Source organism: Rhodoferax sp. U2-2l (genome assembly GCF_020594515.1).
In the GTDB taxonomy this organism is placed as follows: domain Bacteria; phylum Pseudomonadota; class Gammaproteobacteria; order Burkholderiales; family Burkholderiaceae_C; genus Rhodoferax.
Genome location: NZ_JAJCTH010000001.1, coordinates 189,068 through 202,201, shown reverse-complemented (window position 1 = coordinate 202,201; position 13,134 = coordinate 189,068). Strand labels below are relative to the sequence as shown.

7 protein-coding genes and 1 tRNA gene are annotated in these 13,134 nt (G+C 66.1%); 4 read left to right on the top strand and 4 right to left on the bottom strand.

All coding sequences use genetic code 11. The features are described from left to right. Positions 1-6: 6 nt before the first annotated feature. From LHU53_RS00895 to LHU53_RS00880, 4 genes are all read left to right on the top strand, one after another. Complete coding sequence (locus LHU53_RS00895; RefSeq protein ID WP_227330186.1) at positions 7-1,662, top strand: hypothetical protein; 1,656 nt, start codon at positions 7-9, stop codon at positions 1,660-1,662. Beyond that, complete coding sequence (locus tag LHU53_RS00890; RefSeq protein WP_227330185.1) at positions 1,655-3,682, top strand: ATP-binding protein; 2,028 nt, start codon at positions 1,655-1,657, stop codon at positions 3,680-3,682. The genes LHU53_RS00895 and LHU53_RS00890 overlap by 8 nt, the downstream gene beginning before the upstream one ends. A gap of 756 nt (positions 3,683-4,438) precedes the next feature. Further along, positions 4,439-8,527 carry a hypothetical protein gene (locus LHU53_RS00885; protein ID WP_227330184.1) on the top strand — a complete coding sequence of 1,363 codons (4,089 nt, stop codon included), beginning with the start codon at positions 4,439-4,441 and terminating at the stop codon, positions 8,525-8,527. A 178-nt stretch (positions 8,528-8,705) separates the two neighbouring features. Then, positions 8,706-10,133 carry a sigma-54-dependent Fis family transcriptional regulator gene (locus LHU53_RS00880; protein ID WP_227330183.1) on the top strand — a complete coding sequence of 476 codons (1,428 nt, stop codon included), beginning with the start codon at positions 8,706-8,708 and terminating at the stop codon, positions 10,131-10,133. Positions 10,134-10,150: 17 nt separating this feature from the next. On the opposite strand, the gene LHU53_RS00875 is transcribed toward LHU53_RS00880, so the two are convergent. The 4 genes from LHU53_RS00875 to LHU53_RS00860 all read right to left on the bottom strand — a co-directional run bounded on the left by LHU53_RS00875 (position 10,151) and on the right by LHU53_RS00860 (position 13,131). Beyond that, complete coding sequence (locus tag LHU53_RS00875) at positions 10,151-10,888, bottom strand: hypothetical protein (protein ID WP_227330182.1); 738 nt, start codon at positions 10,886-10,888, stop codon at positions 10,151-10,153. A 302-nt stretch (positions 10,889-11,190) separates the two neighbouring features. Beyond that, the gene (locus LHU53_RS00870) at positions 11,191-11,661 is read right to left on the bottom strand and encodes a peptidylprolyl isomerase (protein WP_227330181.1); all 471 of its coding nucleotides are present in this window, start codon (positions 11,659-11,661) and stop codon (positions 11,191-11,193) included. Between the two features lie 66 nt (positions 11,662-11,727). Continuing rightward, positions 11,728-11,820, bottom strand: a tRNA-Ser gene (locus LHU53_RS00865). A gap of 42 nt (positions 11,821-11,862) precedes the next feature. Beyond that, a complete protein-coding gene (locus tag LHU53_RS00860) occupies positions 11,863-13,131 on the bottom strand; it encodes an aspartate kinase (protein ID WP_227330180.1) in 1,269 nt (422 codons plus the stop codon). Positions 13,132-13,134: the final 3 nt, after the last annotated feature.

The window sequence follows — 13,134 nt, the reverse complement described above, 5'->3', positions numbered from 1 at the left end:
GCCATGATGAGCAGCGCCACGCGCATCGACCAGGCCCGGCGCCTGGGGCCGCGGGGGCGTATCGTGCAACACGCCATCCTTCGCACCGGCGCTGCGGATGAGGCGACCGCATTGCGTTTGGCACTCGAAGACGCCCTGGCCACCGCCGACTTCGGCGACTGCGGGCGCCTGGTGCTGGTGCGCCGCCTGCAGCTGCACCATCTGCCGCGCCATGCGGGCCCGGTGCTGGTGGCCCGGGCGCTGGAGGCTGCCTGGCGCACGCTGGCCGCCCATGCCTTGCCACACCACCACCCGCAGGCCGCTCAGGCCCAGGCGGTGTTTTTCGCTTCGCGCTTTGAAGCCCGGCTGGCCTGGCTGCACCAGGTGGCGCAAGACCGGCCCACCGAGGCCTGGTTCTGGCCAGCCGCACTGCCCGAGCTGGCACCCGGCCTGCCGCTGCGCGGTCAGGTGAGTGATGTGGTGAGGTGGTTGTTGCAAGAGGCGCCCGAACCGGCCCGGCAAGCGCTGCTGTGCTGGCGCGACCAGGAACTTGTCGCCTTGGCGCAGGCGATGCAGCCTGCCACGCTGGACGCCTGGCAAACGTTGCTGGTGGCAGAACCTGCTGGCAAGCTGCTGCCCGCCACCAAGCAGGCCCCCCACGTCCGCGCTGCGCCTCCCGCGGCTGCGGCCCTCTTGGCCACGGCGCTGCAGCTAGGCCAGGTGGCGCCCGATTCACCCTCGGCCGCCGCCTGGTTGGCCGCGTTGTGGCTGGCACCAGCGCTGGGACGCCCACCCACATCGGCCGACGTGCAACAGGTGCTGGCCATCCAGGTCAGCCCGACCACGGCATCAGTGGGCCCGGCTGGTACCACCCACGGCACCAGCTTCTACGGTACCGTGGCCCGCCCGCAACTGCCTGGGACGGAGCGCGCGCCGCCAGCCACCGGCGCCGCAGCGGCTGCGCTAGCTGCCTTACCAGGCGCACTTGATGTCAGCTCGTCCGACACACCTGCCCGGGGCACCGCGCCGCCCTCGGCAACCCCGCCGACTGACCACCTCCCTGACCAACGAGCATCAGTTCCGCCCACGCAACCGCCACATCCCGTGACCGCCCGCGCCCGCCCCACCGGCGCCATCTCTGCCCTGCCCTGGCTCGCCGCTGCCCAGCCCAGCGCCCACGCCGGGCTGCTGTTGCTGCTGAACCTGCTGCGCGTCTTGCGCTTTGACACCTGGCTGCAAGCGCAGCCGGTCGAGCTGCGGCAACCCTTTGTCCAGACCTTGCTGACCGATGCGCTGGACCAATCTGGCGCCCCGGCGCATGACCCGCAACGTGACTGCCTCATCCGCACACCCGCCGACAACATCACCCTGCCAACCGGGCGCGTGGATGGGGTCCGGTGGTCGCTGCCAGCGGCCTTGCGGCTGTGGCGCTTGCGTTTGCGCCGTGCCTTGCGCCAGCACGCCGGACTGGACCTGGCCGATGTGGTGCGGCGCACCGGCTGGGTCAGCGCCACCGCCACCCACCTCGACGTGCTGTATCCGCTGGACGAGGTGGAACTGCGCTTGCGCCGCCTGGGGCTGGACAGCGACCCCGGCTGGGTGCCCTGGTTTGGCCGCATCGTGGCATTCCACTTTGTGTCACGCGAACGGCTGCCGGCCGATGACGGAGGCGCGCATGGATGAACGCACCCGCCCGTCGCTGCACCAGCGCGTGCTGGGTGCGCTGGCCACCCTGTTGCCCGACGAGTTGCGCAGCCACCCCGACGCCCGGGCCCTGCTCGACGCCGACACCTTGCCCGCGGTGGATGAGGCGCGGCTATTGCCACTGACCCGGGCGCTGTCGCTCAGCCAGGCTGAGCAACTGGCGGTGACCCTGGCGGTGTGGGTGGAGTTCGACGCGCCCCTGGCCAGCGCGCTGGCGCTGCTGCAGGGCAACGCCGAGCGCAGTGGCGCCCAGCGGCCCACGCTGGGCCTGATCGCCAGCCTGGCCGCCCGGCTGCCAACGCCAGATCAGCTGCCGCTATCACCCGCGCTCGCCATGAGCCAGATCCTGCAAGGCCCGGCCATGGCCAGCGGGCTGCTGCAGCTGGTCGCCGAGGGCGGTCAAGCCTCTGACCTGGCGCACAGCCGCCTGTTGCAGCTGCCGCAGGCCTTGCTGGCGCTGTTGGCCAACCCCAATCCCCCCGTGCACCCCACCCGCCTGGGCCGCTTGGTGTTGCGCCCCATCACCCCACCCGCCTGGCCCATGCCGCAGGCTTGGCAACATGCCGCCAACACGCTGGCTGCCACGTTAAAAGCGGCGACGAGTCCGTGTGTGGTGGTGCTGCGCGGTGCCGATGCCCACGAACTGGCGGCCTGGGCCGCCGCGCTGGCGCCCCTGTGCGGCCAGCGAGCTTACGCGGTGCAGTCGACCGACGCGGATGCCGCCCTGTCCGCCGAAGCACTCGCCCAGTGGGCCGCTTGGGAAGGCGTGGTACCGGCGTTGATCGCCATGCAGGGCTGGCCGGTGTGGCATGCCGAGCTGGCCCCCGGCAGCGCGCTGCACCTGCCGCCCCTGGCGCATTGGCACGGCCCGCTGATCGTGCTGGGTGGCGTGGACACCGCGCTGCAGACCGACCTGCCGCTGCACGAGCTGGACCTGCCCATGCCCGATGCCAGAGACCGGCTGGCGCTGTGGCGCGCCATCGTGGCCACAACCACCAACCCGACCACGCCCACACCCAACCAACCGTGCGCCGATTTACGCGCCGTCAAGCGATCACGTTGCGGCCTGTCGGTGCTGGCGCAGGCAGCTACGCTGGCCGGGACCGACGTGGCGGCGCCTGCGGCCATCGAGCAGGCGGTGCGCGCCAGCGCCCGCAGCCTGTCGGCCTGGGCCCAGGTGTCGGACGATCACATCCCTGCCGACGCTTGGGTCGGCCCGCCCAGCGTGCACCGCGAATTGGGCCTGCTGCTCACCCGCTGCCTGGCCCGCGGCGATGCCAGCGCACCGCTGGGGCCGCTGCTGCGCGGGCGCCTGAGCCATGGCGTCAAGGCCTTGTTCATCGGCGCCTCGGGCACCGGCAAAACGCTGGCTGCCCAATGGCTGGCCGACCGCCTGGCCCGCCCGCTGGTGCGCGTGGACCTGGCCGCCGTGGTCAGCAAATACATCGGCGAAACCGAAAAAAACCTGTCACAGCTGCTCAGCCGGGCCGAGCACCTGGATGCGGTGCTGCTGTTCGATGAAGCCGACTCGCTGTTCGGCGCCCGCACCGACGTGAAACAGGCCAACGACCGCTACGCCAACATGCAGACCAACTACCTGCTGCAGCGGCTGGAAACCTTCCACGGCGTGGCCGTGCTCACCTCCAACAGCAAGGCGCGTTTTGACGACGCCTTTTTGCGCAGACTCGACACCGTCATTGAGTTCCCCCTGCCCGACGTGGCCGAGCGCCGCGCGCTGTGGTCGCTGCACCTGGGTGAATCGCCGCAGCTGGACCCCGCGGTGTTGAACACCGTGGCCGCGCTGGCCGACCTGCCCGGCGGGCACATCCGCAACGCCGTGCTCACCGCCGCCCTGCTGGCCCGGCAGCGCCGGTACGAGGCGCTGGGCGACGCTGACGACACCCCGCCACAGACCAGCGACCTGCAGGCGGACGACTTGCGCGAAGCCCTGGCGTTGGAATACCACAAGCTGGGCCAGCGCCCACCCGACAGCCTCTGAAAGCCCGCCGTGTTCCAGGCGCCTGGTCCTAGTCCCCACACGACGCGTCGGCGTGCACCAACGGCGGCGCCAGGGGTTGATGTCAACCTACCGCCCGGCCAGCAGGGGCCGACCGGCAACGAACGCGGCGCCGCGTCCCAGACCGCGCGCCGGCAAGGCGCCGAGTCTGCGCCACGGGCTGGGGAACCCGGATCCGCCCGGCACCCACAGACCAGCCTCACACCGCGCGCCAGCGCCCTGCCCAACTACCTGCAGACGGGTGCGCGACCGCCAACCGGTCCTGATCCCCCGACCCAGACCTCGGCCAGCTCGGCAATGACCTCCCACACAGCCGCCGAGCCCACATCAGCGCAGGCGGCCAGCTTCCAACAGCCGCCCCCAGGCCCCAGCGCCATCCCCGTACCTGCGCCGACCACCGGCACCACCACTGCGACCGGACCAGCAACACCGACCCAGCCTGCACCGGTCCCGAAACCGCTCAACACCCAGCCAAGCGTTGGCGAGGCACAGGTCGGCGTGCCACCGGGCCAGCGCACGCAGCCCGGCGAGATGGCTAAGAGCGACCTCCCCACGGCCCAAACTGTCTCTTTCCCAATCAAAGGGCAGGCAGCGGAAAAAGGCACGACAGAAAAAGCCACGGCGGCAAAACCCCTGGCCACGGCTGCTGACCGCGCTACAGCGCAGAACCCAGCTGTTCGCACAGTAGCACCTGGCCAACCTACAGCGACCACCACGGAGAGTCAAGTGCAAGCGGCAGTGAAAACCCCCTCAGCACCAGCCACAGCCCGCAGTGGTGGTAGCGGCGGCTGTGGCGGGCGCGCCAGCGCAAGCGTCGCCTTTGCACCGGCCCCGGCGGGTGGCGTCAGCGCCGCAGGTGATTCAGGCGGCGCCAGCGACAGCGCCAACACTGCCGCCGAGGCCAGCAGCACCGCCGCACCGGGCACCGAGGGCGGCAGCACCTTTGATGACGTGCAGGAAAAAACCGACGACAAGATGGCCGCAGCCAACCCCGAGGGTGCGGCCGAAGAGGCACAAGCGGACCACGCACCGGCTGAAGCCAGCAGTGAAGACACAGGTGCCAAGGCCAACAGCCACAACGTTGAAGGCACTCAAACCGCCGTGGACGGCGCAGCCAGAGAACCGTCCGCCGACGCCGCTGCCGATACGGATGCAGCACCGGTGGCTGCGACGGATACCGCTACCACGGGCACTGCCGCAACCGCAGCCGAGACGTCTCCCACAACACCAGACAACAGCGCGGGCAAGGACCCCGAAGCCACCCAGCGCGCACAAGCGGCCACCGAGGCACGGGCAGAAAGTCAGGACAGCCAGCGGATGGCGCAAACCACCAGTGACGACCAGGCGCAAGACCAGGCCGACCAGCAGGCCAATGCCCCTGCAGGCGCTTTTGCCCCGGGCGGTGCCGAGTTGTCACCCGGCGAAGCCGGTGCCGGTCTGTCCGATCTGGGTGAAAGCGTGGGTGGTGGCGGCGAAGGCGCTGGCCCCGCTGGCGGCGGTGGCGGCAGCGCGGCGCCCGCCGTCGAAGAAGCCGCCCCGCCCGACCTGGCCACACAAGACCCGGCCGCTGGCCTGGGCGCCGCTGCCTCGCTGGGCCCGGTGCAGGCGGGCGCGGCCCTGGGGGGCGTGGGCAACGCCATCCATAGCAGCGCCAGCGAAGAAGCAGCTGTCTTGCAGGCGCAAATGCCAGCCACCGTTGTGGGCGAAGAAGGCGCCCCCGCCACCGCCGTACAGACCCTGCGGCCAGAAGGCCAAACGGTCCGGCCCACCGCCGTGAAGCCCGGTGCGTCTCTGGTGACGCCGCCACCGGCTGCCACCCCAGCCGCTGGCCCGGCACCTGTCGCCAGTGTGGCCGAACCCCAGGTGAGCGCCACCGAGGACGGCAAGGTGTCCAGCGAAGATGGCGCCCGGGTGCAAAGCGCGGTGGCGAGCTTGCCAACCCACGATCCGGGCCTGAATGTGCCCACCGGGGCGCCACCGCAGGTGCAGCTCAGCGGCGCGGCTGACCCGGCCCATGCGAATCAGCAAAAAGCCGAACTCGACAAAACGGTGGCCGCACAGCGCCTGCAGGGTGCGTTGGACGCCGCAGCGCCAGCGGGCGAAAACGCCATCCGGGCCAACCGACCGCGCGAAGTGATCCAGGGGCCTGACATCGCCCGGGGCGGCGCCGCGAGTGGCAAGAGCGGCATGGCCAGCGCAGCCGCCGACGAGGGTCTGGCCATCATCGCCAACGAAAAGAAAGGCCCCGAAGTGCGCGCGGCTCTGGCCCGGGCCCAGGCCGAGATGGCTGGCAAAAAAGGTGAACACCAGCAGAAGGTGAGCGCCGAGAAAAGCAAAAACGACGAGCAGATGGCGACCCTCCAGGCCGACAACGCCGCCGAGCAAGCTGCCGAGAAAGCGGGCGCCCGAAGCGACGTCGCCAAGGCCCGTAGCGACTGGAGCGCCGAACAGCGCAAGGAATTGACGGCCACCAACGCCCGGGCCGGTCAGGAAGTGGCCAAGGGCCACACCCAGGTCAGCCAGGAACAGCACCAGGCCGACCAAAAAGCCACCCAGCACATCAGCGACGGTGAGCGCGAAGCCAGTGAAGCCAAAGCCAACGCCGAACGCGACGCCGCCGCCAAAAAAGCCGAGGCCAAGAAGGAATCAGGCGGCGTGTTCGGCTGGCTCTCCAGCCAGGTCTCGTCGTTCTTCAACGCCATCAAACGCGGCATCACCGCCATCTTCGATGCCGCCAAAAAGCTGGTGCGTGCCGCCATCGACAAGGCCAAGAAGCTCGCGGTGGCGGTGATCGAGGCCGCGCGCCAAGCCATCGTGTCGATCATCCAGGCCGTGGGTGCGGCCCTGATCGCGCTGGGTGACGTGCTGCTGGCCGCCTTCCCCAACCTCAAGAAGCGCTTCCGCAGCTTCATCGAGGCCAAGGTGAAGGCCGCCGAAAACGCGGTCAACCGGCTGGCCGACGCCTTGAAGAAAGGAGTGACCCAGCTGCTGGACGCGCTGGGCAAGGCCTTTGAGTTCCTGCTGGATACCTACAAGAAAGCCATGTTCATGGTGCTGGACGCGGCCAAAGCCGTGGTCGACGGCGCCATCAAGGCCGCCAAGGCCGTGGCCGATCTGGTGGGCACCTTCCTTGTGCTGATCAAGGACATCGCCGCCAACCCCGGCGGCTGGATCAGCAAGCTGGGCGCTGCCGTGATGGACGGCGTGAAGAACCACCTGTGGAAGTCGTTCCAGACCGCCGTGAACGGCTGGTTCAACGACAAGCTCGAAGAGGTGCTGGGCGTCGGACTGACGATCTGGAACGTGCTGAAAAAAGGCGGCATCGCTATCAAGGACGTCGGCAAGATGGCTTTTGAGGCGCTCAAGGCTGCCATCCCCACCGCGCTGATCCAGCTGCTGATCGAAAAGGTGGTGGCCATGATCGTGCCCGCCGCCGGTGCGGTGATGGCCATCATCGAAGGCCTGCAAGCCGCCTGGGGCACGGTGCAGCGCCTCATCGCCGCGCTGGGCAAGTTCGTCTCTTTCCTCAAGGCCGTCAAGTCGGGTGGCGCGGGGCCGAGTTTTGCGGAGCTGCTGGCGTCGGCGGCCGTGGTGGTGATCGATTTTGTGGCCAACTGGCTGCTGAAAAAATTGCGCGGCCCGGCCAGCAAGGTCGGCGCCAGGGTCAAAGCCATTGCCCAAAAGATCATGGCCAAGATGAAGGCGGCCATGAAAAAGGTCGGTGGCGCGTTGAAGAAAGTGGCGCAGAAGGTTGGCGGTTGGGTCAAGAAGGGCACGAAAAAGTTCGGCGATTGGTGGGCCAGGCGCAAGGCGAAGAAGGACGCCCGGCGCGCGGGCAAGAAAAATGACCCCAACCAAGCCAGGAAGGACAAGCAAGACGCCAGGCAGCGCAAGCGTGAAAGAGCCGAGCGCGAGACGCGCGCCGCCCTCTCGGCCATGCTGGCCAAGGGTGTTTCCGGACTGTGGCTGCGGGCCCAGGTCCTGAAACTGTGGGTGCAGTACGGTTGGAAGTCACTGCGCGTCAAGAGCAAGGGCCAGGGTGCCTTCGTCGTAGAGGGCCGCATCAACCCCACCCTGACCGTGGGCGAGGGCGTGGTGGAAGCACAGGTGCGCGACGGTGGCAGCCAGGTCAAACCCGCGCCCAAGGACGACATTGACTGGGAAGATTCAGACCTTGCCCAACGAAAATTCCCGATCGGCCAAGAGGCGTTCGGCAAGGCGCTGCAACCAGCGCAGACAACGCACTTTGGCCGACAATCCGCGCAGGGCGCCAACCCTTGGGAACAGGCCACCAACCCGTTCGTCGTTGGCCCGTTGTTGCAAGACATCGCCAGCACCCACCAAAAACAAGCGGTGGTGGGTGCTTTGCCGCTGTCAGGGGACGCCGACAGCCGGCGCCGACAGCAAAACGCCAGGGCCAGGGAATCGACCACCGAGCGCATCAACCTCAAGCCCCAGCGCAGCCACCGAGACGTGTTCGAAGGCGGCATGTTCAAGCGCACGCCTGACTTTGAGGCCGAAGTGAAGGATCGCGTGAAGCCCGCAGGTGGCGGGCGCTCCAAGGTCGAGACGACCGCCGTGCACATCGTTGAACAAACGGTGGACGTGACCCTGACCCGCAGCGCATCAAGCCGCAAGCGCGGACAAATTCCGCACACGATCAAGATGGTGGCGCAGCGGCACCCTGGCGCGCAGATCACCTACCACATCGTCGCGCCGGTGGACTGCCCACCCGACACCAAGGAACTGATCCTCAAGGATCTGCAAGGGCAAGGACTGGGCGGACGCTTGAAGATCGTCTGGCACGCGGTCAAGCCACCGGGCTGAATGCGCCAGCCTGACGCCCGACATCGCATCGCATTGGTGTGATACCAAAAGGCCACGCCGCAACCAGGGAGAAAAACTTGCCTTGACGCAGCGCAAGGTTTGGTTTTTAAATGCCCGGCAGTCGGCCGATCAATTTGGAATCAGTCGGTACAAAACCGAACCTCGAAGGAGGAGTGCTTTGAAAACCATCGATCAAAGTCGTGGCCCCCCGGAAAAACCAGCGTTGCCAAGTTCGGTCGTGGTGTGCGCCCACGACACCTTGGCCGACCTGCGCTGCGAATTGGCAACCACGCTGGCAGCCAGCCAGCTGCCCGACCTGAGTGTGCGCACCGCAGGCTTTGAGGCGGCGCCCGATGCGTCCAGCCTGCTGATCCAGCTGGTTCGCGCCGCGGACATCCCCCAAGCGCTGACCCAGCTGGCCGTGTTGCGCTCGGCATGTCCCGCCTGCGCGGCCTTGGTTGCCTCGGTGGACCTGGACAGCGACCAGATCAACCAGTTGCTGCGCGCGGGCGCCTGTGATTTCTTGCTGGTTCCTGCGGCACCGGCCGAGATCTCGATCCGCCTGCACCGGGCGCTGGGGTCTGTCCACGCAGACACGCCCCCCGACCCGCGCCCGGTTCACCCCGCGCTGCGGGGCCTCATCGGCACCAGCCCGGTCTTTGTGCGGCAGGTGGCGCGTGTGCCCCTGTTGGCGCGCTATGACGCCAGCGTGCTGATCCTGGGGGAAACCGGCACCGGCAAAGAAGTGTGCGCGCAAGCCATCCACTATCTCTCAGCCCGCGCCGGCGGGCCCTGGGTGTCGGTGAACTGCGGCGCCATTCCCACCGAGCTGGTCGAGGCCGAACTGTTTGGCCATGTGAAAGGCGCCTACACCGATGCCCACAACTCGCGCAAAGGCCTGGTGCATGAAGCCGAAGGCGGCACCTTGTTCCTCGACGAAATTGACTCGCTGCCCTATGGCGCCCAGGCCAAACTGCTGCGTTTTTTGCAGGACAAGGAGTACCGGCCGGTCGGCGCCAATCAGCTCATTCGTGCCGACGTGCGCGTCATTGCTGCGACCAACCGCAACCCGGTGCAGATGGCGGCACGCGGCGAGTTCCGCCATGATCTGCTGTTCAGGCTGAATGTGCTGACGCTGCAGATGCCGCTGCTGCGCGACCGTCTGTCAGATGTCCCCAGCCTGGCGATGTACTTTTTGACCCGTGCCGCCCAGCAGTGGCACAAGCTCGCCCCCACCCTGTCGCCCTCGGCCGTGCGCAAGTTGATGGCCTATGACTGGCCCGGCAACGTGCGCGAGTTGAAGAACGTGATGGAGCGCGCCGTGCTGATGTCAGCCGCCGGACCGCTGACGGCGCAGGACATCGACCTGGGCGGCGCCCTGTCAGCGGTGGATGTGCCCGGGGGTGAAGAACCGTTTCACGTGGCCAAGGCACGCCTGATCGAAAATTTTGAACGCAGCTACATCGAGCACCTGCTGGTTTCCCACGACGGCAACATCACCCATGCGGCACGTGACGCCCAGAAAAACCGTCGCGCATTTTTTGAGCTGATGCGCAAGTACAACATTTCATCCGACGCCTACCGCGGGGGCCGATTGGCAGAGTGAGCTGGTGCCAACCGGCACTACCTGGTTGGTGCGCACGCCACGTACCCATCACGTTGTGACGGTGACGTGCACCAGGTGGCAAACCGGGTGATGTAAGCATCGGGACGAAAAACCCTGGCGATCTGCAGGTACTCGGCCGCTTGTTCCCGTGTTGCTACCACCGACATGCTCGCAAAATAGTTGTTTCGCATGTAAATGCCCGCCCCCTGAATCCCGGCCCTGCTTGCTCTGGCGATTTCGTCCCGTGCGGCGGCGAGTGTTTTGTCGCTGCCAAACACCACCGCCCATCCACCGGACACCGCCACACTCTGTTGCACCTGGTCAACGAGGGGCGCATTGGCGGCAATGGTGGAGCGTGCGGCATCGGTGGCGCCATCGGACGTGGCGGCCACATCGCGACCCGCCTGTTCAACACGCTGGATGCGCTCCTTGAGGTCGCCGGACGGCACCACGGCATTGGCTGCGGCCAGGGTGTCGTTGGCCTGCTTCAATTGCGCTTGAAGGCTCTCAATCGTCGCGAACGCCGCTTTCAGCGCGTCGTCCGTCTCCACCAGTCGGGCCTTCCACTTGAAGCCGACGATGCTGCCCTCCTCGAACCCGGCGCTGGTCAGCACGCTGTTGAGTTGGGTCGGAAAGAACAAAAGCAAGACAGCAAGAAGAAAGAGTGAGCCGTCTCGAAGCAAGGCAAACACATCCTTGCCAATGGCGATGGCTTGCTCCAAGGCGCTTCGTCCCGCAGTGGCATCGGCTGGCATGGGGGCCTCCAATCACATGGGTGCTGGTACACGACACCTGACAACAATCACCGAGTGGCGATGTGGCGATGCCCCACGTGGCCGAAACCCTTGGCATCTCTGGTCACCCAGTTACCGCTCGTCGCAGAATTTTGACAACAACGAGCCCACAACTCAATAGCCTGCAGCAAAAAGAAAAGCCGCAAGCCATGGCTGATTCAGGCCTGTCACAACTTGGGCGTCGCCGTGGCTGGCCACGGGCCTAGGGCGGACGAGACTGGGTGGGCTCGCTGTGATGCACGCAGCCCAACGAACAGGTCAGTTCAGTGCTGATGCCCGTGTTCGCCGTGCACGTGCTTGTGCGTGATTTCCTCAGCCGTGGCTGCGCGAACCGCAGTCACCTTGCACGAAAAGCGTATGGCTTGGCCAGCGAGGGCGTGGTTGCCATCAAGATGCACCACGGGGCCTTTGATTTTGACCACGTTGAAGATCTGTGGCTGCCCGTCGTCGCCGCGGCCCTGCAACTGGCCGCCCACTTTGACGCCCGGAGGAAATTCACTCTTGGGAATGGTGCGCACCAGTTGCTCGTCACGATCACCAAAGGCATCCACCGGCTGCAGTTCCAGCACAGCCGAGAAGCCGACGGACTGCCCATCCAGCACAGATTCGACCTTGGGGAAAATGTTGTCATAGCCCCCATGCAGATAGGCTAGGCTACCCGCATCCAGGGGCTTGCCTTGCAGGTCGGTGACTTTGTAGGTCAGCGTAACGGCGGTGTCTTTGTTGATGTGCATGAGGTTCGGCTTGGGTTGGGCTGAAATGAAAAACGCCCCGAATGCGGGGCGTTTTTACTAGCTACTTGGCGGAAACGGAGGGATTCGAACCCTCGATGAGGCTCTACACCCCATACTCCCTTAGCAGGGGAGCACCTTCGGCCACTCGGTCACGTTTCCTGAAATTCAGAGCCGCGATTATGTCACGACTTCGGGCTGTTTTCAGGCTGCAGCCTGATCCAGACCAAAAGCTTTGTGCAGCGCTTTCACGGCGAGTTCCATGTACTTCTCATCGATCACCACCGAGGTCTTGATTTCGCTGGTGGAAATCATCTGGATGTTGATGCCTTCTTCGCTGAGCACGCGGAACATGGTGCTGGCCACACCCACGTGGCTGCGCATGCCAATGCCCACGATGGACACCTTGCAGATCTTGGTGTCACCCACCACCTCTTGCGCGCCCAGCTTAGGCACCACCACGTTTTTCAGCAGGTCCATGGTCTTGGCGAAATCACCATGGTTCACGGTGAAGCTGAAGTCGGTCTTGCCGTCCTTGCTGAGGTTCTGGATGATCATGTCCACCTCGACATTGGCGTCGGCCACGGCGCCCAGGATCTGGTACGCAATGCCGGGCTTGTCGGGCACACCGAGCACGGAAATTTTGGTCTCATCACGGGTGAACGCAATGCCGGAAACAATGGCTTGTTCCATGTTTTCATCTTCCTCAAAAGTAATCAGCGTGCCAGACTTGGCTTCTTCAACAATATCGATATCCCAGGGGGTGAAACTGGACAACACGCGCAGCTTGACCTTGTATTTGCCGGCAAATTCGACCGAGCGGATCTGCAGCACCTTGGAGCCCATGGAGGCCATCTCCAGCATTTCCTCAAAGCTGACGGTGTGCAGGCGGCGCGCCTCGGGCACCACACGCGGGTCGGTGGTGTAGACGCCGTCGACATCGGTGTAGATCAGGCATTCGTCGGCTTTCATGGCGGCTGCCACGGCAACAGCCGAGGTATCGGAGCCGCCACGGCCCAGGGTGGTGATGTTGCCCTGCTCGTCCAGCCCCTGGAAACCGGTCACGATCACAACCTTGCCTGCTTCCAGATCGGCACGCACTTTCTGGTCGTCAATGGATTCGATGCGCGCTTTGGTGTAAGCGTTGTTGGTGCGAATGGGCACCTGCCAGCCAGCGTAGCTGACCGACTCCAGACCCTGCGCCTGCAGTGCAATCGCCAGCAGCGCACTCGACGCCTGCTCACCGGTGGCGGCCAGCATGTCGAGCTCACGGCTGTAGGCATCGGTGGGTTTGGCAGGTGCCAGCTCTTTGGCCAGAGCCAGCAGGCGATTGGTCTCGCCGCTCATGGCGCTGGGGACCACCACCATCTGGTGACCGGCGCGCGCCCATTTGGCAACGCGTTTGGCGACATTGCTGATGCGCTCGGTGGAGCCCATCGACGTGCCGCCGTATTTGTGAACAATCAAGGACATGTT